The sequence below is a fragment of the Pedobacter fastidiosus genome (assembly GCF_014306625.1).
Classification (GTDB): Bacteria; Bacteroidota; Bacteroidia; order Sphingobacteriales; family Sphingobacteriaceae; genus Pedobacter; species Pedobacter fastidiosus.
This window is the reverse complement of sequence record NZ_JACRYL010000001.1, coordinates 280,060-303,322: the sequence shown is the minus strand read 5'-3', so window position 1 is coordinate 303,322 and position 23,263 is coordinate 280,060. Positions and strand designations below refer to the sequence as shown.

19 protein-coding genes are annotated in these 23,263 nt (G+C 35.3%); 8 read left to right on the top strand and 11 right to left on the bottom strand.

Annotated features, from left to right (window positions below; all coding sequences use genetic code 11):
* Positions 1-15: 15 nt before the first annotated feature.
* A complete protein-coding gene (locus H7U22_RS01340) occupies positions 16-1,320 on the bottom strand; it encodes a c-type cytochrome (RefSeq protein ID WP_187069538.1) in 1,305 nt (434 codons plus the stop codon).
* 300 nt (positions 1,321-1,620) lie between these two features.
* Positions 1,621-2,601: a deoxyhypusine synthase family protein gene (locus H7U22_RS01335; protein ID WP_187069537.1), complete on the bottom strand. Its 981-nt coding sequence runs from the start codon at positions 2,599-2,601 to the stop codon at positions 1,621-1,623.
* A 394-nt stretch (positions 2,602-2,995) separates the two neighbouring features.
* On the opposite strand from H7U22_RS01335, the gene H7U22_RS01330 reads away from it, so the two are divergent.
* The gene (locus H7U22_RS01330) at positions 2,996-4,126 is read left to right on the top strand and encodes a BamA/TamA family outer membrane protein (RefSeq protein ID WP_187069536.1); all 1,131 of its coding nucleotides are present in this window, start codon (positions 2,996-2,998) and stop codon (positions 4,124-4,126) included.
* A gap of 25 nt (positions 4,127-4,151) precedes the next feature.
* On the opposite strand, the gene H7U22_RS01325 is transcribed toward H7U22_RS01330, so the two are convergent.
* The 4 genes from H7U22_RS01325 to H7U22_RS01310 all read right to left on the bottom strand — a co-directional run bounded on the left by H7U22_RS01325 (position 4,152) and on the right by H7U22_RS01310 (position 8,928).
* On the bottom strand, positions 4,152-6,347 hold the full coding sequence (locus tag H7U22_RS01325) for a M56 family metallopeptidase (protein WP_187069535.1): 2,196 nt from the start codon (positions 6,345-6,347) through the stop codon (positions 4,152-4,154).
* 2 nt (positions 6,348-6,349) lie between these two features.
* Positions 6,350-6,712 (bottom strand): BlaI/MecI/CopY family transcriptional regulator, encoded by a 363-nt coding sequence (locus H7U22_RS01320; RefSeq protein ID WP_187069534.1) that lies wholly within the window; start codon positions 6,710-6,712, stop codon positions 6,350-6,352.
* Between the two features lie 759 nt (positions 6,713-7,471).
* On the bottom strand, positions 7,472-8,143 hold the full coding sequence (locus H7U22_RS01315; protein WP_187069533.1) for a DUF1345 domain-containing protein: 672 nt from the start codon (positions 8,141-8,143) through the stop codon (positions 7,472-7,474).
* Positions 8,144-8,145: 2 nt separating this feature from the next.
* Positions 8,146-8,928 carry an O-methyltransferase gene (locus H7U22_RS01310; protein WP_187069532.1) on the bottom strand — a complete coding sequence of 261 codons (783 nt, stop codon included), beginning with the start codon at positions 8,926-8,928 and terminating at the stop codon, positions 8,146-8,148.
* Between the two features lie 45 nt (positions 8,929-8,973).
* On the opposite strand from H7U22_RS01310, the gene H7U22_RS01305 reads away from it, so the two are divergent.
* The gene (locus tag H7U22_RS01305) at positions 8,974-9,846 is read left to right on the top strand and encodes a transglutaminase-like domain-containing protein (protein ID WP_187069531.1); all 873 of its coding nucleotides are present in this window, start codon (positions 8,974-8,976) and stop codon (positions 9,844-9,846) included.
* A gap of 58 nt (positions 9,847-9,904) precedes the next feature.
* Here H7U22_RS01305 and H7U22_RS01300 read toward each other — a convergent pair whose 3' ends face one another.
* The 3 genes from H7U22_RS01300 to prfB form a co-directional block, all read right to left on the bottom strand.
* On the bottom strand, positions 9,905-10,732 hold the full coding sequence (locus tag H7U22_RS01300) for a hypothetical protein (RefSeq protein ID WP_187069530.1): 828 nt from the start codon (positions 10,730-10,732) through the stop codon (positions 9,905-9,907).
* Positions 10,733-10,775: 43 nt separating this feature from the next.
* Complete coding sequence (locus H7U22_RS01295) at positions 10,776-11,690, bottom strand: alpha/beta hydrolase (RefSeq protein WP_187069529.1); 915 nt, start codon at positions 11,688-11,690, stop codon at positions 10,776-10,778.
* Between the two features lie 10 nt (positions 11,691-11,700).
* Positions 11,701-12,775, bottom strand: a protein-coding gene (gene prfB / locus H7U22_RS01290; protein ID WP_187069528.1) for a peptide chain release factor 2 whose coding sequence is annotated in 2 segments (ribosomal slippage) — positions 11,701-12,714 and positions 12,716-12,775 — 1,074 coding nt in all. Because the reading frame shifts where the segments join, the coding sequence is not laid out codon by codon here.
* Positions 12,776-13,073: 298 nt separating this feature from the next.
* On the opposite strand from prfB, the gene H7U22_RS01285 reads away from it, so the two are divergent.
* The 3 genes from H7U22_RS01285 (at position 13,074) to H7U22_RS01275 (ending at position 17,566) form a co-directional block, all read left to right on the top strand.
* Entirely contained in the window at positions 13,074-14,330 is a 1,257-nt protein-coding gene (locus H7U22_RS01285; RefSeq protein ID WP_187069527.1) for a 6-bladed beta-propeller, read from the top strand.
* A 9-nt stretch (positions 14,331-14,339) separates the two neighbouring features.
* Positions 14,340-17,174, top strand: a complete 2,835-nt coding sequence (locus tag H7U22_RS01280) for an outer membrane beta-barrel protein (protein ID WP_187069526.1) — start codon at positions 14,340-14,342, stop codon at positions 17,172-17,174.
* Positions 17,175-17,239: 65 nt separating this feature from the next.
* Entirely contained in the window at positions 17,240-17,566 is a 327-nt protein-coding gene (locus H7U22_RS01275; protein ID WP_187069525.1) for a hypothetical protein, read from the top strand.
* 68 nt (positions 17,567-17,634) lie between these two features.
* Here H7U22_RS01275 and H7U22_RS01270 read toward each other — a convergent pair whose 3' ends face one another.
* Together H7U22_RS01270 and H7U22_RS01265 are read right to left on the bottom strand one after the other, a co-directional pair.
* Complete coding sequence (locus H7U22_RS01270) at positions 17,635-18,939, bottom strand: amidohydrolase (protein ID WP_187069524.1); 1,305 nt, start codon at positions 18,937-18,939, stop codon at positions 17,635-17,637.
* A 209-nt stretch (positions 18,940-19,148) separates the two neighbouring features.
* Complete coding sequence (locus tag H7U22_RS01265; protein ID WP_187069523.1) at positions 19,149-19,670, bottom strand: hypothetical protein; 522 nt, start codon at positions 19,668-19,670, stop codon at positions 19,149-19,151.
* A gap of 160 nt (positions 19,671-19,830) precedes the next feature.
* On the opposite strand from H7U22_RS01265, the gene pgi reads away from it, so the two are divergent.
* The 3 genes from pgi to H7U22_RS01250 all read left to right on the top strand — a co-directional run bounded on the left by pgi (position 19,831) and on the right by H7U22_RS01250 (position 23,251).
* Positions 19,831-21,477 carry a glucose-6-phosphate isomerase gene (gene pgi / locus H7U22_RS01260; RefSeq protein ID WP_187069522.1) on the top strand — a complete coding sequence of 549 codons (1,647 nt, stop codon included), beginning with the start codon at positions 19,831-19,833 and terminating at the stop codon, positions 21,475-21,477.
* Between the two features lie 270 nt (positions 21,478-21,747).
* Positions 21,748-22,308 carry a YceI family protein gene (locus tag H7U22_RS01255; protein WP_187069521.1) on the top strand — a complete coding sequence of 187 codons (561 nt, stop codon included), beginning with the start codon at positions 21,748-21,750 and terminating at the stop codon, positions 22,306-22,308.
* A gap of 4 nt (positions 22,309-22,312) precedes the next feature.
* Positions 22,313-23,251 carry a DUF5777 family beta-barrel protein gene (locus H7U22_RS01250; RefSeq protein ID WP_187069520.1) on the top strand — a complete coding sequence of 313 codons (939 nt, stop codon included), beginning with the start codon at positions 22,313-22,315 and terminating at the stop codon, positions 23,249-23,251.
* Positions 23,252-23,263 lie beyond the last annotated feature (12 nt).

Below are 23,263 nucleotides of genomic sequence, written 5' to 3'. Positions count from 1 at the left end.
CTAAACTCTAATCTATTAATAGTGGCATTTACCACACTCTAAACCACCCAATAACGCTGGTGTAATTTTCTCGCCTTTTTTAATTTTCTCATGCGCTTCGATAACCTTAGCGTAGAAAGCATTGTTTTTCTGACCAGAAATATCTGTTTCTTTATGGCAGTTAATACACCATTTCATGGTTAATGGAGAATATTGATAAATTTCTTCCATTGTATTAACCGGACCGTGACAAGCGAAACACACAGGCTCTGTTGGTTGTAATCCTTTTGCTTTACGAATAGCATCTTCTGCAACAACTACGTGTTGAGAGTGATTGAAATAAGCAAAATCTGGAAGATTGTGTACACGTACCCACTCCATTGGTTTTGATTTACTTTCGTCGTATTTCTGAGTTTCTGGATCGTAACCTAAAGCATTGTAGATTTTCTTGATCTCAGGAGAAATCTGTCCGTCATATTTATCTCTTGCCTGTACTGCTTTGTGGCAGTTCATACAAACATTTAATGATGGAATAGATGCGTTTTTAGATTTGAATGCACCTGAGTGACAATACTGACAATCGATTTGATTAATCCCAGCGTGCAACTCGTGTGAGAATTTAATTGGCTGTACCGGTTGGTAACCAGTATGAACACCAGTATTCCACATGCCCATCCAACCCCATGAACCTAAAGCGATGATTAAACACAAGATGAAGAACATAACAAATTTCTTGTTTTTGAACATCTTGCGAACACCAACTTTCAAAGGCACATCCTCTTCAATCTCGATACCTTGTTTTTGTAAAATTAAGCGCTCTAGCAATTTGCTCGCACGACCTAAGATTACTAAAATTACAATAGCAACTAATACAATAGCAACGATTCCAGCGATAGATAATCCTGAAACATCATCTTTAGCAACTGTATTTGCATCAGTAGCGCCTGGAGCACCAGCAGCAGGTTTCGGCTCACCTTCTTTAACATACGCTAAAATGCTTTTAACTTTCGCCTCGTCCAATTCTGGAAAAGAAGTCATTGCAATTTTACCGTTTTCATTGAAAAGCTTAACAGCAGCAGGATCGCCTGAAGCAATTAAACCTTGTGAGTTCGGAATCCACTTTAGCAAGAAGGCTTCTGGATGACGATCACTAACGCCCGTTAAGGCAGGACCAATCAATTTAGCATCTAATGCGTGGCACGAAGAACACTTAGCTTTGAAAAGCGTTCTTCCTTCTTTAGCATCTTGCGCACTAACGGTCGAAACCGCTATAACGGAAATAGCTGAAAACAAGAATAACGACTTCCAAACGCTTTTTAAAATCATCGAGATATCTCTCATAATGAACACTTTATACTTATTTAATTTACTTTTTGTTGTGAAATTGATGCCTGAGTTGAAAGAACCCCATCAAAACTTGAACAAAAGTATAACTTATTAATAAATCCCATGACATAATAGTGACTGGAAATACAATTTATAATCATTCTAAACAAATGCTGATTCAAGGCTCTGGAGCAATAAAAATGGCCATTTTGATCGAAATCTAAAACGGCCACTCTATTATTGATTCGTGTTGAGAGTTTTCGATTTGCAATTATCAGTTCTTATTGCGTTATGAAACTCCCAATACTTAAATATTTATTGTTTTAATATCCAAGCAAACATCAGCGGTGCTACAATTGTCGCATCACTTTCTACAATAAACTTCGGCGTATGGATATCCAACTTGCCCCAAGTAATTTTTTCGTTTGGAACAGCACCAGAATATGAACCGTATGAAGTTGTTGAATCTGAAATTTGGCAGAAGTAACTCCAGAAAGGAATGTTCTCCATTTCCATATCTTGATATAGCATCGGTACTACGCAAATTGGGAAATCGCCAGCAATACCGCCACCAATTTGAAAAAATCCAATTCCTTTACCCCCACTGTTTGCAATATACCAATCGGCCAACCAACCCATATACTCAATACCACCTTTTACAGTAGTTGCCGTTAATTCCTTTTTCATTACGTAAGAGGCAAAAATATTACCCATTGTAGAATCTTCCCACCCCGGAACAACAATTGGCAAATTCTTCTCCGCAGCCGCAAGCATCCACGAATTTTTTGGATCAATTTCATAGTATTGCTCCAAATCGCCACTTAAAAGCATTTTGTACATAAACTCATGTGGAAAATAACGTTCCCCAGCTTGTTCAGCATCCATCCAAATTTTTTGAATGTGCTTTTGTAAACGGCGGAAAGCTTCTTCTTCTGGAATACAAGTATCCGTAACGCGGTTATAATGGTTTTCTAAAAGGTCCCATTCATCCTGAGGACTTAAATCGCGATAATTAGGTACACGTTTATAATGTGAATGTGCAACCAGATTCATAATATCTTCTTCTAGGTTGGCACCAGTACAAGAAATAATAGAAACTTTATCCTGACGGATCATTTCTGCCAGCGAAATGCCCAACTCTGCAGTACTCATGGCACCAGCTAAAGTAATCATCATTTTACCACCTTCATCCAAATGCGTTTCGTAACCCTTTGCTGCATCCATCATCGCCGCCGCATTAAAATGGAGGTAATTACGCTCCATAAACTGAGATATTGGTCCTCGTGTATTGCTCATTTTGTTTTGTGTTGTTTTGCGGCAAAAATAGGCATTTAGCCCGAAAGGTTAAAACATAAAGCGTTTTGCCAATAATATTTAATTACGATAGCCCTATTTTGGAAAGCACTGGTACTGCTAATAGTTAACAGCGGTCCGGCTTTTTGGTACAAGTCCGCTCCCGCCAAAATATCGGGATTGCGGGCTTTCCCCTTCAATCCGGTTTAAATGGCTCAATACCATAACTATTAATGCAACATCAAATCCATCGCCATAAAACTTGGTTTAAACCATCAGTCAGCAAGTCGAAATTATTAATTAGTAAACATAAGAGAATAAAAAGTGAAGCAGTTGAAGAAGAACAAATGACTTATGAACCATAATATTTATTCAGGAAATTCCTTTTCTTTGCGCCATGAAAAGAATTTATGCTTTCCTTATCCTTTTGATGATTTCTATGTCAGGCATGGCTCAGATGAAATTGATTAAAAGAATGCTTTCTAACGAGAAAGACACTACTAGAAAAGCGAGCTTCTTACCGATTCCGTCATTGGGTTATGCACAAGAAACTGGCTTCGAATTTGGTGTTGGCGCTATTTATTCGTACTACACAGATAGAAAAGATACGTTAACCAGAAGCTCAAACTTCTCTTTAAACGCAACTTATTCTACCAAAAAAACATACAATATTACTTTGAAAGGTGATGCTTGGTCGCCGGGAAATAAATATCATTTTATTGGCGATGTCCGTTTTAAAAAGATGCCTTTTAATTTTTACGGAATTGGCAATAACACACAAAAAACTGATGAAGATAAATTGGTCATGAATCAGATTAAAGCATTGTTTGATGCAGAAAAAAGTTTTGTCAATCATGCTTATACAGGCGTTTCTCTTGGTTTTGAAAATTATAAATTTACCGACCAAGCAGTTGGTGGAATTTTCAGCAATAATCCTGCAATTTTAGATAAAGATGGTGGCTCGGTAGTTTACGTAGGCTTAAGTCAAAGTTACGATACTCGAAATTCGAACAACTACCCAACTAATGGTTTCTTCGGTCGCGTTACTTATCAATACGCACCACACTTTTTTGGTGGCGATAGTTTTACAGGAAGCCAGATTAAACTCGATTTAAGAAACTTTTGGTCTATTAGTAAAAAGATTGTTTTGGGTGTTCAAGGCATTTATTATACCATCCAAGGTTCCAAAACCCCATTTTATTTATTGCAACAATTGGGTAACGACCAAATAATGCGTGGTTATTATGGCGGTCGTTACCGCGATGAAAACATGATTGCCTCGCAGTTAGAGTTACGTTATCGCTTTATGAATCGGTTCGGAATTGTAGCTTTCGCTGGCACAGGCAAAGTTTTCGACAATGGAAATTTCGATCTTAAAAGTTTAAAGCCTAATTACGGTTTTGGGGGCAGATATTTCTTCGATACGGCAAAAGGATTGAGTGTTAGAGTAGATTACGGAATAGGTGAAAAATTAGCTAACGAAAAACGTCAAAGCGGATTTTACATCAGCTTGGCTGAAGCGTTTTAAGCTTTTAGCTGAAATTCTAGCTTTGCTATTTATTGGGTCCTTTTCCAAAAATCTTTACTTTCGAATCATCAAAATTAATTTGGAGTGAATCTGCCTTAATTGCTGGTTGGTTAGGCTGAGCAATTAAATAAGCCTGTTTTGCTTTCGCAGTATTCAGATTTTTATTGTAAACAATTTCTGAACCTCTTAAAACTATTCCTCCATAAGAAATCTTTGCATCTCCGTACAGATAAACCGTAGACTTATCTTTACTAAGCCTCACAGAATCAATTGCTCTGTACTCTATTTTAGTTTCCTGATTATCCTCTTCGTTTTTATAAGCAACCTTAACATTTAAATTCTTATCGCCAATGTTATTGCCGTTGTATCGAAAGTTATCGATGCTTTGATTTGTGTGATAGGTTCTCTTTTTTAAATCGAAGACTATTTTCTCTGATTCAAGGACATTTCCATCGTGACTGTTAAGCTGTGCATTTTTTGCCGTCATTTTATAATTCAGATTATCCAAATCAACCTCTTCAGCTTTTAAAATATCTCCATTAACTTCGATTACTACATCTCTAAAATGAGAGATTTTATCGGTATTTCCGCCTGTCATCGTTTTAAAAGAAACTACTTTAATTTTCGATGGATTAATTTTTGTGGTATCACTTAGTGCTGATGAAAGTTTCTGTTTTCCATCCTCAGTATAGAAACGATTGTACAAAACCTCATTTTTTAACTCATATTTTTTTGGCTGAGAGGAAAGCACAATCATTTTATCAGTTGAATAAACATTTTTAGAAATTAGCTTTTCTCCAATAAACTTAACAAGAACAGAATCGCCAGGCTTGAAAGCAGTTTTCTTCACTTTTAGGCTCTCTACGTTGAGGTTTATAGTAAAAATTCCATCATTCAAAATGATTTTACTTACAACTCCACTACTATTCTTTTTTATTGATTTGATTCTGGAATCAGCAAATCTGGCTTTGTTAGCCTCGTACAAAAAGGCATATTTTTCAAATTTCCAAATTAAGGTTCCATTAGCAAAAGCAACTTTAGAAAGCGTATAAACAGGTTTATCAATGATTACCTTTTCTACACCATCTCGGGTTATTTTAAAATTGCTAATGTATCCTGAAACACTTGCAGTAAGTTTATCGCCATTATTCACTTTACTTCTAAAACTGCTACACTCTATCGGATAAATTTTATTGCCAGATTCTAATTGCAAAACATTTCCAGTCACCAATTTCTCAAAACCAATAATTTTCCCTGTAACCGTTTTACCAATTAACGCTGATGCTTCTTTTTCCTCAACATTCTTAAAATTTTCCTTCTGCGCATACACAACCTGAACTGCAAATAACCAAGTTAAAATAAGCATAACAGGTATAATCAGTACATAAGTCCATTTTTTAATGTCGGTCGATTTAGAGTTAAATAGCATTTTAATTCGTTCTTTAATCGGGCTTTTAACAAAGTTGTGAATCAATGGAACATCACTTTTGGTTACGGCGAGCTTTAATAAAATGTTGGCATAAATTTGATGGCCGAAACTTAAAGACGTAGTTTCATCGGCCTCGAATTCATGCACTTCTTCTAATGCCTTATCGTACAAATAAACAATCGGATTAAACCATAAAACGGCTTTAAAAACCATTAATAAGATTTTATCGATAGAATGAAATTGATTGGCATGTACTTGCTCGTGCCTTAACAAAACCTGTAATTCTGTTAAGGTTAAGCTTTCATCGTTAATAAAAACATAGTTAAAAAAGGAACAATTGGTGAATCCCGTTTTTTTAGGAACGAGTCTTAAACCGTCAATCGTTTCAGTATGATTTTTAGCGTATTTGGTAAGCTGAAATAATTGCCAAACACAAATTGAAAGTAAACAAATTGCGATGAAAATATAGCCATACTGAGTTGCTTCTAACCAATCGAAGTTTTTGAAATTTGAAGCATTAGTATTTAACTGAGTCTGAATAATTGGTTGTACTTCTGCCGAAGTATATGCTTGTGTGGTGGGCGGATAATTGGAAACGATTAAACTTGGTACATCAACAGTTCTAACTAAGCTAAATTGCAGGGCAGGAATTAGAAAGCTTAATAATAACGTGGCGAGTAAATAAAATCGATTAATTTTAAAGAAAGTAAGTTTTCTTAAAACCAACAAATAAAAACTAAAAAACAGTGCAGAGCACGCACTTACTTTGAGCAAATAGATTAGCCATTCCATAATTAGGAGCGTTTGTTAATGAGGGCTTTGATTTCTTCTATATCCTTTTCACTTAATTTTTCTTCTTTTACCATAAACGATAATAAGCTGGCTGGAGAACTATCGAAATAACCAGAAAACATTTTCGAAAATGTGGTTTTTGTGTACTCCTCTTTACTAATTGCTGGAAAATATTCGTAGGTTTTCCCATAAGCTTTGTAAGCAACATAACCTTTCTTTTCCAATAACCTAACTACCGATGAAATGGTATTGTATGGTGGCTTAGGTTCTTCTTCAAGCTCCTCGATTATGTCTTTAACAAATGCTTTATCGAGTTTCCATAAAACCTGCATAATCCGCTCTTCTGCCTTGGTTAATTCTTCCATAACCAAATCTATAACTTAATTTTCAGTTTTACAACTATAAAATAAGTTATATTACTGAAAAAGCAGTTTAAATACTTAAATCATTGATTTACAATATTATAAATTACTTATTAAAAATGAGTAGACAGTATTACATGGCAATTTAAGTCCTATATCAAAGGCACTCCTTGGAGCTATTCGCTGTAGCCCTTGTAATCCCGATATAAAATCTGGACGGGGTGTCGCTTTTGTTAGGTTTATAAGGTGTGGCTTGTTTCTAGCGAATAGCTATATTACAGGAAGGCTACCAGTTGCGGATTTATGGTCTTATTAAAGAAAACACCCCGCCCTGCGGACACCCCTCTAAAAGAGGGGAATTGCAAATCGCAAAACCTTTGCTCAGCACCACCAACAATTTGTTTATTCCGTGATTTGTGGCTTACCTACCATTTATGTTGGGTAAAGCCATCAATAAAGGAACTATTTTATATTTTACGCTATGCAGATTTGCCAAAAGCATCCGATTTTTGTCTTTAAACCCGATCGAAGCGAGATGCCGTACCGATAGCTATCGGGATTATTCGGCAGAAGTGTGAGCGGGACTGAAAACCTCCAAAAGCACAGAACCTTTCATTTTCAAAAAAAACATAAACTGATGCTTGGTGATTTACAAAAAGTTATAGGTAGGTGGAATATCAGCCATGATATTTAGTAATATAAAAGAAACACCTCATCCTACGGACACCCCTCTAGAAGAGGGGAATTGTAAATTGCAGAAACTTATTTGCTTAAGCCGGCAAGCGCATTTATGGTTAAGGCTACAATTACGGTGTTGAAAATGAAAGAAATCATACTATGCAAAAGCGCTAGTCTACGTAATCTTCGAGAGGATATTTCCACATCCGAAACTTGAAAGGTCATCCCTAAAACAAAAGAGAAATAAGCAAAATCGATGAAATCGGGCTCATGTTCACCAGGAAAATCCAAACCTCCACCCTTTTTTGTATCGTTAACTGTTTCGCGATCTCCATAATACAAATGGGCGTATCGCATTGTAAAAGTGGTATGAACCAAAAACCAGGACAAAAACATCCCCGATAATGCGATGGTTAAATCTACCGCCTCCACATTTTTATTTAGGAGGAGAAGTATAACAGCAAGTAGCCCAGCAAAGGTTGAAACTAATACTACGGCAAAAATTTCTCCTCTGGTTTCGTCTTGAAGTTTTGCCTTTAAGTGTGTTTGAGAAGTGCCAGTATGGAAAAACATGTACCAATGCATACCAATTAGTGCAATACAGGAAGCGTCCCATCCAAGCATAATATGCGTTAATGCTTCTAAATGAATAAAAAATGCACCTAAATAAACAACAATTCCTACGCTAAAACTTAATAGCAAAATTTTAGCTGCAGAAAGTTTCTGGAATCTACTGAGTTTAGGTTTTATCTCCATTATTAAAATTTCAATTTAAAATGCTCTTTTGCTTGTCCTTTTTTAAAGTAAACTAAACCGATCCAAAACAAATCGACTGTTAGCGTTACATCGGGGTGGTTTTTAATTTCTCCCCAAGCTTTCTTCATGCCTTCGCTCCAATAAATATCATCAAATATGAGCAATGAGTTTTCGGTAACTTTAGGCAAACACCATTTAAAGTAGTTCAAGGTAGCATCTTTACGGTGATTTCCATCTATGTAAACAAAATCTAATGTAGGTTGCTTAGCAATTAGATCTGGCAAGATTAAATCGAAATTACCCAAATGCAACTCGATGTTATTTAAGTTTAAATCAGCGAAATTTTTCTTTGCAACTTCAGCGGTTTCAGGGCAACCTTCTATGGTAATAATTTCAGCAATTGGGCAAGCTTTTGAAAGATATGCGGTAGTAATACCTAAACAAGTACCCAATTCTATTGCAGTTTTTGGGTTAGTGTTTTTTGCCAAACGATAAATCAGCTGTGCTAAACGCGGGCTTTTTAACGCATTTTTTGCAATCTGACTTATCTTTTTTGTTCTATTTTTATTGAGGTGAGAACCTGCTCCAAGGTCTGTAACGGTGATTACGGAATCGTCATTAAAAAGTTTTTTTCGCTGAAGTTCTATGTTTTTGTAATCAGATTTGTCGTTAAAATCGTAAATTACCTCATCAGCTAATTGATAGACAAATGGCGAGTGCGTTCCGTGTCGGCTTTTGGCAGTTAAACGGTGCTTTAAAAAATCTGTAATAAATTGAATTATCATATATATTGCAAAAGTAATTAAACACCGCAAACGTATGTATGTTTTATGGAAAATATAGCAGAGATAAGTGCTTTAGTTAAATTGCTTGATGATCCTGATGAAGAGATTTATCAGCATGTAGAGAAAAAATTGCTCGAATATGGCGGCGAAGTTATCCACTTTTTAGAAAACGCTTGGGAACAATCATTTGATGCGCTTTTACAGGAACGAATTGAAAATATTGTTCATCAGATTCAGTTTAATACCGTTAAGGAGGATTTAAATCTTTGGTATTTAAGTGGTGCTTTTGATTTGTTGCAAGGCGCAATGATTATTAACCGTTACCAATATCCGGATTTGGATGAGCAAAAAATTATTAATCAGATTGAAGAAATTAAACGCGATATCTGGCTTGGTTTACAGTATGAAATGAGTTCGGTTGAGAAAGTTAAATTGATTAACCATGTTTTATATCAGCAATATGGTTTCGGTGGGAACACCAAAAATCACCACGATCCTCAAAACTCTTACCTCAATCAAGTTTTAGAAAGCAAAAAGGGAAATCAAATTACATTGGCAATTATTTATTCTACGCTTGCACAAAAATTGGATTTACCGGTTTATGGCATCAACTTACCTCAGCATTTTATTTTAGGTTATATTGATGATAGCAAGCAAGAAGGTACTGAATATGGAGTTCTATTTTATATAAATGCTTTTAATCGGGGAAATATCTTCGGTAAACATGATGTTGATCAATTTCTTCGCCAGCTAAATTTAGAAGCTTTACCAGAATACTACAGGCCTTGTAGCAACACAGACATCATCCGTAGGGTAATTAGAAATTTAATTTCTGCTTATGAAAATGCAGGTGCAACTGAAAAAGTTGCCGAGTTAAATGAGTTGCAAAATATAATTGCAGAGGTAGGAAAGGAATAAAAAAAGGCTCGAAAGTTTATTGAAAACTTCGAGCTTTTTTTTAATATGGTTTAATAAATTATTTACAGTTATAAGCTATGTTAAACTTAGTAGTGTAAGTATCGGTTGTTATTGGGCCGCTTGATGGATAGAAATTCGTTACTTGAGTAAATGTAAGCGAACTTGCATTGCCTTTTGCATCAAATTGATAGGTATAATTAACGATATCATCCGTAAATGGATTTCCACTAGAATCTACCGTTTTGGTAGAAGTTTTAGTTAGCACATTTTTAGATTGCTTTCCATAATATCCACCAGGAAAATAATCTACGTGATAAGAAAGTGGGTCTGCAATTTCATAGGTATTTTGAGCAGTCTCTGTTGAATAGCTATAAACGGTAGTAGAAACATACCCACCATTTGCCTCTGTAGAAACTCCTTTTACCAAATTTCCGTTAGAATAAGTTAGAACATCAGTAGAATTTAAATCTCCGTCCAAATAATTTTTAACTTCAATTAAATACCCTTCAGCGTTATAAGTATATTTTCGAGTGTAATCGTAAGAAATTCCACCTGAAACAATTACACCATCGCTCCCGCTAGATACTGCCCTACCGTTTTCTAAAATAATTTCAGCAACGTAACCATCTTCATCAGTGGCTGTAATTTTATTTGTACTATAGGCGTAAGTATTGGTTTGCCCATCGCTAGTTGCTTTTGATATTTTGCCAGAAGCATCGTAAAAATAATTGATGATATACTTTCCTAGCACACCTAAGTCTGCTGTTAAAGTTGTAAGTTGGCAGTTATTGCTTTTGCCTGCGTTAAAGTCGATCTCTTTTTTGCAACTAGCAATAGAAATGATGGCAACGAAGCCAACCATTACAAATTTGAGCGTGTTATTCATAAAGTTTTCTGATTGAGAGGATAATTATCTGGCTGCAAATATATTAAAGTTTTTCTTTCTTCATCCAAGTGGCCAAAAGATTAAACCAATCTACATCTGATGTTTTGTTAATTAAGCCAAAACCATGTCCACCTTTTTCATATAAATATATGTCTGTGGGTACATTTTTATTTTTCAATGCCTCATTCATCAAAATGCTATTTTCTACCGGAACGGTTTTATCATCTTTAGCATGAACCAAAAAAGTTGGTGCTGTTTTGGTGGTTACATTTTTGTTCGCCGAGAAATAATGTTTTAAACTATCTGGAGGATTTGGACCTAACAAGTTTTTCATTGTACCGGTATGAACAGATTCCTCGAAACTAATTACCGGGTAAATTAATGCAGAAAAACTCGGACGAAGGCTCAGTTTCTCCTTATCGGCAATTTTTAAATCGTTGTAATGGGTAAGTAATGTCGAAGCAAAATGACCACCTGCCGAGAAACCCATAATCCCAACTTTGTGTGCTTTAATGCCATATTTCTTGGCATTCTTTTTAACTAGATAAATGGCTTGTTGTGCATCTTGTAAACAGGCATAAGTTTTATCAACCATGATCAAATCGCTTGGCAAACGGTATTTTAAAACGAAAGCTGTAACTCCGATTGCGTTGAAACGTTTGGCAACATCTGTTCCTTCATGACTGAAAGCTAAAGCACTGTACCCACCACCTGGACAAATAATAACAGCAGTTCCTGTTGCAATATTCTTTGGCGCCTCGAAAATGGTTAAGGTTGGGATAGAAACCTTTGTAATGCTTAAAGTTCCGTTTGCACGGGTTTCAGTATTTTCGATATAATCTGCAGGTGTTGGTTTTGCGCCAGGGATTCCATCTGCATACAGCGGAATAACCTGTTGTGCTTGCGAAATTGTTGCCATTGTGAAAAACAAGATTGAAAAAAGGATTGATTTTGCCATTTTATTTATTTTAAAATTCCATTAAATATGCCTTCAAAAATTCGTTAATATCGCCATCCAATACCGCTTGTGGGTTTGAAGTTTGATAGTTTGTTCGGTGATCTTTTACTCGCCTGTCATCCAAAACATAACTTCTAATTTGAGATCCCCACTCGATTTTCTTTTTCGAACCTTCTACCAAAGCAATTGCATCGTTACGCTTACGTTCTTCGATTTCGTACAACTGTGATTTTAATAATCGAATTGCATTTTCCTTGTTCTGTAATTGCGACCTCGATTCTTGATTCTTGATTATAATTCCTGATGGTTTGTGATATAAACGAACCGCAGTTTCTACCTTGTTTACGTTTTGCCCACCAGCACCACCAGCCCTAAAAGTTTCGAATTCTATATCAGCCGGATTAATATCAATCTGGATGGTTTCATCAACCAAAGGATACACATAAACTGAAGCAAACGAAGTATGGCGGCGAGCATTTGAATCGAATGGTGAAATACGAACTAAACGATGAACACCATTTTCGCCTTTTAAATAACCGTAAGAAAAATCACCGTCAAATTGAAGCGTAACCGATTTTATTCCGGCAATCTCCCCTTCCTGACTATCCTGTTCGGTTATTTTATAACCGTTTTTCTCGCCCCACATCATGTACATCCGCATCAGCATATATGCCCAATCGCAACTTTCGGTACCACCGGCGCCTGCTGTAATTTGCATTACTGCCGAGAGTTGATCTTCCTTATTGCGGAGCATGTTTTTGAGTTCCAACTCTTCAACAGCTTGTTTGCTAGCTTCGAATTGGTCGTTAAGTTCCTCTTCAGAAGCATCGCCAGATTGGAAAAAATCAAACATTACGGCCGAATCTTCAACCGCATTATTTGTACTGGTAAAACCATCAGTCCACTTTTTCTTTGAACTAATTTCTGCTAAAATTTTTTCTGCTTTTTTTGGATCGTCCCAGAAATCGGGCGCCATTGTTAATTTTTCTTCTTCGCGAATCGCGTAAAGTAGCTCATCAACGTCAAAGATGCCTCCTCAGAGACGTAATTCTGTCTCTTAAATCCTGCAATTGTTCTTTTGTCATGAGGCAAATATAACAATGATTATATAATTTATAACACGTAATGATAGGCTTAAATCTTAATAAGAGATCGAATTAGAGAATACCTACGGATCATGAATTTGAATTTGGTAAACATAGAAAATCGATTTAGTTTATGTTAAAAGTATGTTAAACCTCAAAATAAATTCTTTAACAACTAATAATTTAGTAATTTCATATTTCTAATCAGATCAAGGAAAATTAAATTTTGATATAAAAACGGTCTTAGCCTTTTCTTATTCCTGTTAGATAATATTTTTTACTCATCATTTATTAATCAATGCTCAAAAAAACACTCTCATCCATTTTTGTGTGCTTGTTATTTGCATTCAACATCCTAGCCCAAACCAGTAAAGTAGACAGTTCCGAAATGGTAACGCTCCGAATTGATCCTGATGCTGCCCGTGGCGCTGCCGTTTCGCAAATTTTCGAGGAGGTAAAATTCATCCCACTGGAAACCACTAAAGAAAGTTTATTTGGATCTATAAGCCAACTTCGAACAACAAAAGATTCTTATGTAATTTATGATTACGACACAAAATCAGTACTCATTTTTAATAAAGATGGTAAGTATAGGGCAAAGGTAAATAGCAGTAAGGTTACTGCTGATGCAAACGAGAAAGACAAACAGGTTTTTTATGGCTTTAACCTAATCAAAAACAAAGACGAATCGTTAATCAGAATATCATCTGGGAAAAACTATTTCTTTTTTGATTTAGACGGAAAGTTGGTTAAAAAGGAGGCTGTAGGAAAAAGAAATGCGGAAGACAGATATATTAAATTTGCCGATAGTATAACCACCATTGCACCATTCCATATCTACAAAAATGGAAAGGATAGTACAAACTATGAAATTGCAATCTTAAATAACAAGAAAGAAGTAGGGCTTTATTTTCCTTTTGAATCTGAGCGATTTGAGAAGGATCAATATATGGGAGGTGGCAATCCCGTTACGGATTATGGAACAGCTAATGAGTTATTTTACATTAGATATTACGAATATAATCTCTATAAAATTAAGCCTAAAACAGTTTCTTTAGCTTATCGCATCATCTTCCCCGCAAGTATTTCCATTCCGAAAAATTTTATGGATATGACTGAGTATAAGAAAAAGAGGGTTGAATATTTTGAGAAAAATCCTAATCAAATTTATGGCATCAGTAATCCATATTTAATTGGCGACAATATTTATTTCAAAACCAACAGCTGGGGATGGAGTCAAGATAAAAAAAATGCACTCGTGTACAACCTCAAAAATGGAGATTTAACATCTTTAAAAAATCTTGAGCCTGATACACTCTCTCAGTTTTTACCTGTAACCGATGGAGGCTCATTTTATGATTTTACCAATAATGGCTTTCATTCTTACGAAAATGGCTATTTATACACTAGTTATTCTTCTCTTGCTCTTTTTACTTTTAAGGATTTAAATGTTGGGAAGGATAGAAAGTATGATCCTGTATTAACCAAGTTTTTTGAAACCCAAAACAAAAAAAGCAACCCAATCATCATACAATTAAAACCTAAAAAAAACTAAAGCGCTCTCATGCTCAATCTTCTTAAAATAGTTCTTGCGTTTACATTTGCGATAACTATAAATAATGCCTCAGGGCAACAAAGTAAACCCACTTTACCTGGCTCTACAAAAGGTATCTTGCGAGATACGGCTCATAATTATGCTTTAAAATCGGCAACAGTTTCAGTTTACAAACTATCAGATAGTAGCCTGATTAGCTATCAAATTAGCAATAATTATGGGGAATTCAGTTTCAAAAACCTTCCAGTTGGCGTATCGTTGAGGTTAGATGCTAGTCATGTAGGTTATCAAACATTGAGGAAAAAATTTACCATCCCCAGCGATAAAAATTTCGTTGATTTAGGTACAATAATTATTAATCCAAAAGATAACACTCTTGAGGAAGTAACTGTTACCGTCCCGCCCATCACGATGAATGGAGATACATTGGAATTTAATGCGGCTGCATTTAAGCTAGATAGCAATGCTGTTGTTGAAGATTTGCTACGAAAAATTCCGAATGTTACGCTTTGGGGAGATGGCCAAATTACAGTTAATGGTAGAGAGGTAAAAAGCGTATTGGTTAACGGAAAGCCTTTCTTTGGTGGTGATGTAAAGGTGGCTACGCAAAATATTGCCAAAAATGCTTTGGAGAAAATACAGGTTTATAATACGGTAAAGGATAAAAGTAATCCACTAGATTCTACATTGACAGTAAACTTAAGATTAAAAAAAGGGAAGGAACTCGGTTTCTTCGGCAAGATTGGAGGTGGTTATGGAACAGATCATCGATATGAGGCTGATGCCAGTTTTAATGTTTTCTCTCCAAAAATGCAATTGGCAATTGTTGGAGCCAGTAATAACATTAACAAATCACTTAATGGCATAAACACGCTAATTAATAATAGCACTTTTAAGGGTGTTGGAACAAATGTAGAGTATCAGCCAGATTTTAGAGCATCAGGTATTAACCAACCTAATGCTGGAGGCGTAAAGTTTACTTATAATTTTGTAGAGAAGCCCACTTGGGAAAATAAGAATACGGTAACATCTAGTTATTTTATTCAAAACACAAATAATGATTTCGTAAGCGATTCTGAAACCACTACATCCATCAACGCAACTGATAAAATCTTTGAGCAAAATACCAATACAACTTCATCGATAAATAATAGACAAATTTTTGATGCAAAATATGAATTGACTAAGAAAAACAAAGCCCTTACCATGAGCCATAATTTTTCTAAAAACAAGGGAGAAAACATAAATGAAACATTTAGAAATGCGCTAAACACCCAGAATGTACTCACCAGCACGAATAATACTTTCAACCAAAATAGCTTTGATAATTCTAGATTTAACTTTCAGGTAGATTTTCGACTCTCACAAAATTATATGAAACCTAAGCAACTGATAAAGGGCGTAAATGTATCTTATGGAATTACAGTTACTGACAATCAAAGTAACAGATCAAATTTAACGGATTTCACTTCTTTTACTGATGCCACATCGAACAGAAAATTTGACCGCCGTTATGAAACCACGTACAATGAAGTTAACCAACAAATCAACATAGATTTACCTAATCTAAAATCGTTATTATTTGGAAAAAGTGATCTCGGGGGAATCGATTTTCAATTATCAAACTCCCTTAATTTAAACAACAGAAAAGATGATAATCAAGTTCAAGATTTGAACACAATAACCAATATTTACATTAATAATGCTTACCTAAGCAATCATGTTGAAACCAACTATATAGAAGAAACGCCTGGATTAACAATAAGTAAGTCCTTTTACAAAAATCTATCAAACCGCTATAATAAAAACCTAAGTTTAAACTTTGCACCAAAGCAGAAATTCATCCATCAAGAAAATAGATCTCAACAATCGTTTCAAAACATCACAAAGAATTATCAAAGATTTATGCCTGATGTTGCTATTAGTTATTCGGACAATCAGTTTGGCGAATATTATAAGAGCTATAGCTTAAGTTTTAATACAAAAGTTAGAATCCCATCTCTAGATCAATTGGCACCGCTAACAGATAGTACCAATTTGTATTCGTTGCAAAGAGGAAATTTAAACTTAAAGGAGGCGGTAGATCGTGAGATTAGTTTAAGCTTAAATCATTATGACCAAACCAATAAAAACACGCTTAACTACAATTTAAGCATGATAGTTGGTTTTACAAATGACCAGATAGTTGATAGCACATTTATTGATAATCAAAACCGAAGAACTAATTTTTTAACCAATGCAAATGGCAACAGATATTTAAATTTTTATGGCGATGCTCGTAAAGCCTTTAAATTTAAAACATCAGAATTGCAGATTAATTTAAATACGCAAATTAGTAATACAAAAACACCCGGATATACTAATTCTCTATTTGCCTTCTCAAAAAACTTTAACACAAATACTAGCGTCACTGTAAATTATACCTATAAAAGCTATCTAGCACTTGCTATTGGCCAAACCTATGGAACTTATCAATCGAAACAGGAGGCTTTTAATACGGTATATAGTGGCGTAAATAAGGCCAGTACATTAAGCTCCAGCTACAACGTTACCAAGAAATTTACGCTTAACACCAACATCAGCTTCAACCAAAGTTCTTCATCAAACGCTAACGATATAAATTTTACCATTTGGAATGCCAATGCGGTTTATCGTTTTTTAAAAGGAAATAATGCTGAATTTAAGCTCTCGGCTTTAGACATACTCCACCAGAATACTAATATTATAAATTATGGCAGTGGAAATAGCTTTACCATAGGATCTCGAAATGTTCTCCAGCAATACTTTATGACCACTTTTTCTTATTACCCAAGGCAGTTTGGCAAGAAAGCAGTAAAGAAATAATTTTATGTATTAAACTTTTTACAAAGACACTCGTCTATGCTACTAAACATAAACACATATAAATTATGAAAATGAAATTATCAGGAGCTTTAATTATTGCAAGTATAGCAGTAAGCTCATTTGCATTTGCACAAACTGCACCAGCAAAAACTGCAAAAGAAATCCATAAACTGGATAAAAAAAGGGTTAAAGAAGGTGTTAAAAGTGGCGAACTTACCAAGGCAGAAGTTAAAGACATTAGAACGGACAATAAAGATCTGAAAGCTGATGTTAAAGATGCAAGAGCCGACGGAAAAGTAACCTTAGCCGAAAAGAAAAAAGTAGCAAGAGACGAGGCAAAGTTAAGTCGCAACATTTATGCGAAAAAACACAATGCAAGAGTTAGAAAATAAAAGAACCTATTGAACCACAAAAGGGCTGTAAAAATATTTTACAGCCCTTTTTTTATTTGAAAAATAATTTACTTCTTCATTGCCATATAATCAAGCGTTAGGTTAGATAGGAGTTTAACCCCTAAAACGAATCCACTTTCATCTAGATAAAAATCTGGTGTATGATGGGATGGCGCTTTTAAAGGGTCGCCACCCTTAGGCATACCACCTAAAAACACGAATAATCCGGGCACTTTTTCTTGAAAGAATGAAAAATCTTCTGCGCCTGTAACCGGAGGTTTTAATTTCACATGGTCTGCACCAGCCGTTGCCTGCATACTTGGCAACATTTTTTCGGTTAATGCAATATTGTTAAAAGTTACTGGATAGTGATTGCTGTAAGGAATTTTAACTTCGGCAGTTGCGCCATTTGCTTCAGCCGTTTTAGTCACAATCGTTTTTATTCTATCGATAAACATCGCTTCATCTTCCTTGCTAAAGTTTCTAACCGTACCCAACATCTCTACCTTTTCTGGAATAATATTAGAGCGAACGCCACCATTTATTGCCCCGATTGTAACTACACCAGGATTTTCGGTTACGTTTAAATTTCTACTTACAATGGTTTGAAGGTTATTGATGATCTGTGCAGAAGTAACAATTGGATCAATACTGCTCCACGGGTAAGCGCCATGTGCCTGTCTGCCGGTAATTGTAATCTTCATATCGTTAACTGCCGCCATTGTTCCGCCGGGGCGATAGGTAACCGTGCCAACTTCAGTTTGAGAATTAATGTGAAGACCAAAAATTACATCAACCTTTGGATTTTCCAAAACACCTTCTTTAACCATTAATGCTGCTCCACCTTCTTCACCAGCAGAAACCCCTTCTTCTGCAGGCTGAAATATAAACTTAACAGTTCCTTGAATGTCTTTTTGCATAGAAGAAAGCACTTCTGCTACACCCATTAAAATCGCAACATGGCTATCATGACCGCAAGCATGCATTACGCCAACTGTTTGTCCGTTATATTGTGCTTTTACTTTAGAAGCAAAAGGAACATCTACTCTTTCGGTAACAGGTAATCCATCCATATCGGCTCGAAGCGCAACTACAGGACCGGGTTTACCACCTTTTAAAATACCAACAACGCCAGTTTTTGCAACTCCTGTTGTTACTTTTATTCCTAAAGATTCTAAATGTTTAGCTATAATACCAGCTGTTCTTATTTCATTATTCCCTAATTCTGGATGTTCGTGAAAATCTCTCCGCCAAGCGATAACTTTTTGTTCAATTGCATCGGCTTTTTTGGAAACAATAGTTCTTTGTTCAGTTTTTTGAGCGAAAGCGCCGAAAGAAATTAATGAAAAAAGTAAAAAGTAAAGTCTTTTCATACAGAATTTAGTTTGGGATTAAATTATGTTCTAATCTAGCAAATTTTAAGGAGAGAAAATGATTACAAAATGAAAAGATATGCTATTATAAATCTATTAAGACTTAATCAGATTGACCTTGTCGAAATGATTTCAATAACCTTAATTTCTTCGATATACTTAGGATCACAATATTATCGTGATCCTAAGTATAATATTATTTAACAACCTTAATTAAACATTCCTTTAAGCTTATCTAAAATACCTCCTTCATTTGGAGTAGCTCCAGCCTGTCCGGGTTGTTGGTTTTGTCCACCGTTAAACATTCCGATTACATCATTAACATCGAATTTACCATCGGCACCGCCAGAAAGATTCCCCAAAATATCCTTAATATTGAATGAGCTATCATTTGGATCAGCGGTTTTCTGTGTTAGTTTTCCGATTATACCAGGAATTATAGTTGAAGCAAGATTTCTTGCGGTTTCTGCGTTTATGCCCAAACCACTCAGTTTATCGATAAAACTTCCCGAAGCCTGTTGCGAAACTGCAGAACCATCGGCATTACCTCCATTAAAAATCTCAGCAAGTGAGCCAATATTTCCTGATGATAATTGATCTTTCAAAGAATCAAAAATTGATCCTGATGCAGCCTGAATTACAGCCTCGTTGTGCTCATTTGGAATTTCACTATTGTTTACAACAGTTTCTTGAACGTTTTCACGTACCAATTCATTTAAATTTTCTAACATGATAGTTTAGTTTACATTAATTTTAATAACAATTCTTGTTAGGATGATTTTATAACCAAGTTACGTTGTTTGTTCCAAATTAAAAATTCTATCTTTTTGAACATTAAAAAGACAGTTTTAAATTTTTGCTTTATTACTTTTACAGAAAACTCAAAAGATTATGTTACCTAAAATTAATTTTACAGAAACCGAAGCCTATAAATATCTGGCTGATCATTTTATAGATATTAATCAAAAAAGCATTGCGTCTCTTTTTGCTGAAGACGCAGATCGTTTTACAAAGTTTTCAGTTTTTTTTGAGGATATTTTATTAGACTACAGTAAAAATAGAATTAGTGATGAAACCCTAGCTTTATTAATGCAATTGGCTCGCGAATGTAAATTAGACGAGGCAATTAAGGCGATGTACAATGGCGATAAAATTAACGAAACTGAAGATCGTTCGGTACTTCACATCGCTTTGCGTAACCTAAGCAATACACCAATTCTGGTTGATGGAAAAGATGTAATGCCAGAAGTGAACGCAGTGCTTGCCAAAATGGAAAAATTTAGCAACAGCATTATTAGTGGTGAGTGGAAAGGTTACACCGGCAAAGCAATTACCGACATAGTAAACATTGGAATTGGTGGGTCTGATTTAGGCCCTGTGATGGTTACCGAAGCTTTAAAACATTATAAAAATCATTTAAATATCCACTTCGTTTCAAATATCGATGGAACACATATAGCAGAAACACTTGAAAATTTAGACGCGGAAACAACTCTATTCTTAGTGGCTTCGAAAACATTTACCACACAAGAAACCATGACTAATGCACATTCTGCTCGTTCATGGTTTTTAGAAAAAGGTGGTAAGGAAGATGATATTGCCAAACATTTTGCAGCATTATCTACCAATGCAAAAGATGTTTCTGCTTTCGGCATTGACACCGAAAATATGTTCGAGTTTTGGGATTGGGTTGGCGGTCGTTATTCTTTATGGAGCGCAATTGGATTATCAATTTCATTAAGCATCGGCTTTGATAACTTTAAACAACTTTTGGCGGGTGCGCATGCAACGGATAATCATTTTAAAACCGCTGAATTTGAAAACAATCTACCTGTTATTTTAGGTTTACTTGGGGTTTGGTACATCAATTTCTACAATGCAGAAACACAGGTCATTTTACCTTACGATCAATATTTACACCGTTTTTCTGCCTATTTCCAACAGGGAGATATGGAAAGTAATGGTAAACATGTGGATAGAAATGGAAATGAAGTTGATTACGAAACTGGGCCTATTATTTGGGGTGAGCCAGGAACGAATGGCCAACATGCATTTTACCAATTAATTCACCAAGGCACAAGAATTATTCCTGCTGATTTTATTGCACCGGCACAAAGTTTAAATCCACTTGGCGAACATCACGAAATTTTATTATCTAATTTCTTCGCACAAACGGAAGCCTTGATGAATGGTAAAAGCGAGGAAGAAGTTTCAGCGGAATTAAAAAAAGACGGCAAAACGGATTCAGAAATTGCTCAGTTAGCACCATTTAAAGTTTTTGAAGGCAATAGACCAACAAATTCAATTTTATTGAAAAAGATTACTCCATATAGTTTGGGTAGCTTGGTTGCCATGTACGAGCATAAAATATTTGTTCAAGGTATTATCTGGAATATTTTCAGTTTCGACCAATGGGGAGTTGAATTGGGAAAACAATTGGCGAAGAAAATCTTACCAGAATTAAAAGGTAATGAGGATATTTCTAGTCATGATGGCTCTACCAACGGACTAATCAATCAATATAAAGCTTGGAGATAACAATAAAATATTTCCTTATAAAATCCTGCTCAATTCATTTTGAGCAGGATTTTTTGTTTTAAGGCATTCACATAATTTATTTTTTTAGTTTACTAAGCAACCAAAAATCAGAAGCAAACGTAATCAACCTGAATTCAATAGAAATTCAAATAGAAAATCTTTGCTATTGTGAAATACATCCCTGTTTTTCATTTCTGATTGTTAAATATTAACCGGGCACAATAGATAGATTTTTTATAAACAAAACATAAAATTCTAGAAACTCCGGTTATGACTAACAAAAAACAGGTTGTAGTAATTCTTTTCGCTGCATTTTTATTAATGCTTTGTATCTCCGTAAGTGCCCAAAGCTTTATTGCGAGCAATGTTAAAACCTCATTTTTTTCTTCTACGCCCATCGAAGATATCAAGGCGGCTAGCAGTAAAACTTCGGCTGTGTTAATTTCCAAAACTGGAGAATTCGCCTTTCAAGTACCCATTAAAAGTTTCGAATTTGAAAAGAAACTAATGCAGGAACATTTCAACGAGAACTATATGGAAAGTGATAAATATGCTTCAGCAGGGTTTAAGGGAATAATAGATCCCAATATTAACTGGTTAAAGGATGGCGAATATAATGTTTTGGCAAAAGGGACATTAACCATTCATGGGGTTAGTAAACCGAGAAACATTCCCACAAAAATTATTATTAAAAACGGAGCTGCAACAATTGCTTCGAGTTTTGATGTGACTTGTGTAGATCATGGGATCGAAATTCCAACATTGGTATTCACCAAAATAGCCAAGATAATTTCAGTAAAAGTAAATGGAACACTCACTCAAAAGCCCTAAATACATGTTAAAATTTTCTACTTTACTTAGCTTTGCTGTTTTACTAAGCGGCAACATTTATGCTCAATCTGCAGATTCTCTGTTGAAATCCATGACAGATACAGCCAAAATAAAAGTGCTGAATCCAACTTTCAAATCAACTCGGATTGTACTTTCACAATCTACAGAAACTCAAAAGAAGCATGATCTTGATATGCGTATTCGCCACCATTTCGGTGATATTGGCGGTGAATTTGGGAGTGCGCACACGCTTTATGGTTTAGATGTAGCTTCTGATCTTTTTATTGGATTTGATTACGGCATTACCGATAAATTAACGGTAAGCATAGGCAGAAGCAAGCATGATGAGCTTTACAATGGCTTTTTAAAATACAAACTATTAGAGCAAGGCGGAGGGAAATCCGGAAACATTCCAATAAATATTACGTTATTGGCGCAAATGGGATGGATTGCTAGAGAACCCTTTACAACTACAGAATTTACAACTTATGCCAATCGTTTTACTTACTTTTTGCAACCTATATTTTCCAGAAAAATAACGCAACGAATTTCTTTACAGGTTGCACCATCGGTATTGCTAAGAAAAAACACAACTGAAACACAAGATCCAGAAAGTTTGTTCAGCATCGGCTTTGCTGGTAGAGTGAAACTAACCAAAAGATTATCGTTTGTTGCCGATTACACTTTGGTTAATGGCATAAATAGGCCAATAGATTTGGTGCAGAAATTTTATAATCCATTGGGCGTAGGTTTAGAAATAGAAACAGGCGGACACGTGTTCTCTCTCAACTTTATGAACTCCGAATTTATCTCAGAAAACAGTTTTATACCCGACACCAAAAAATCATGGAGACATGGTGGCGTTCGGTTTGGATTTACAATTTCTAGAAACTTCACCTTGTTCAAATCAAAAGATAAAGACCTTCAATCTAAAATATACTAACAAAACAGAATT

Excerpts from the sequence above, each read along its gene's own strand:
- H7U22_RS01340 (WP_187069538.1), bottom strand. The coding sequence starts at position 1,320 with ATGAGAGATATCTCGATGATTTTAAAAAGCGTTTGGAAGTCGTTATTC.
- H7U22_RS01335 (WP_187069537.1), bottom strand. The coding sequence starts at position 2,601 with ATGAGCAATACACGAGGACCAATATCTCAGTTTATGGAGCGTAATTAC.
- H7U22_RS01330 (WP_187069536.1), top strand. The coding sequence starts at position 2,996 with ATGAAAAGAATTTATGCTTTCCTTATCCTTTTGATGATTTCTATGTCA.
- H7U22_RS01325 (WP_187069535.1), bottom strand. The coding sequence starts at position 6,347 with ATGGAATGGCTAATCTATTTGCTCAAAGTAAGTGCGTGCTCTGCACTG.
- H7U22_RS01320 (WP_187069534.1), bottom strand. The coding sequence starts at position 6,712 with ATGGAAGAATTAACCAAGGCAGAAGAGCGGATTATGCAGGTTTTATGG.
- H7U22_RS01315 (WP_187069533.1), bottom strand. The coding sequence starts at position 8,143 with ATGGAGATAAAACCTAAACTCAGTAGATTCCAGAAACTTTCTGCAGCT.
- H7U22_RS01310 (WP_187069532.1), bottom strand. The coding sequence starts at position 8,928 with ATGATAATTCAATTTATTACAGATTTTTTAAAGCACCGTTTAACTGCC.
- H7U22_RS01305 (WP_187069531.1), top strand. The coding sequence starts at position 8,974 with ATGGAAAATATAGCAGAGATAAGTGCTTTAGTTAAATTGCTTGATGAT.
- H7U22_RS01300 (WP_187069530.1), bottom strand. The coding sequence starts at position 10,732 with ATGAATAACACGCTCAAATTTGTAATGGTTGGCTTCGTTGCCATCATT.
- H7U22_RS01295 (WP_187069529.1), bottom strand. The coding sequence starts at position 11,690 with ATGGCAAAATCAATCCTTTTTTCAATCTTGTTTTTCACAATGGCAACA.
- H7U22_RS01285 (WP_187069527.1), top strand. The coding sequence starts at position 13,074 with ATGCTCAAAAAAACACTCTCATCCATTTTTGTGTGCTTGTTATTTGCA.
- H7U22_RS01280 (WP_187069526.1), top strand. The coding sequence starts at position 14,340 with ATGCTCAATCTTCTTAAAATAGTTCTTGCGTTTACATTTGCGATAACT.
- H7U22_RS01275 (WP_187069525.1), top strand. The coding sequence starts at position 17,240 with ATGAAAATGAAATTATCAGGAGCTTTAATTATTGCAAGTATAGCAGTA.
- H7U22_RS01270 (WP_187069524.1), bottom strand. The coding sequence starts at position 18,939 with ATGAAAAGACTTTACTTTTTACTTTTTTCATTAATTTCTTTCGGCGCT.
- H7U22_RS01265 (WP_187069523.1), bottom strand. The coding sequence starts at position 19,670 with ATGTTAGAAAATTTAAATGAATTGGTACGTGAAAACGTTCAAGAAACT.
- pgi (WP_187069522.1), top strand. The coding sequence starts at position 19,831 with ATGTTACCTAAAATTAATTTTACAGAAACCGAAGCCTATAAATATCTG.
- H7U22_RS01255 (WP_187069521.1), top strand. The coding sequence starts at position 21,748 with ATGACTAACAAAAAACAGGTTGTAGTAATTCTTTTCGCTGCATTTTTA.
- H7U22_RS01250 (WP_187069520.1), top strand. The coding sequence starts at position 22,313 with ATGTTAAAATTTTCTACTTTACTTAGCTTTGCTGTTTTACTAAGCGGC.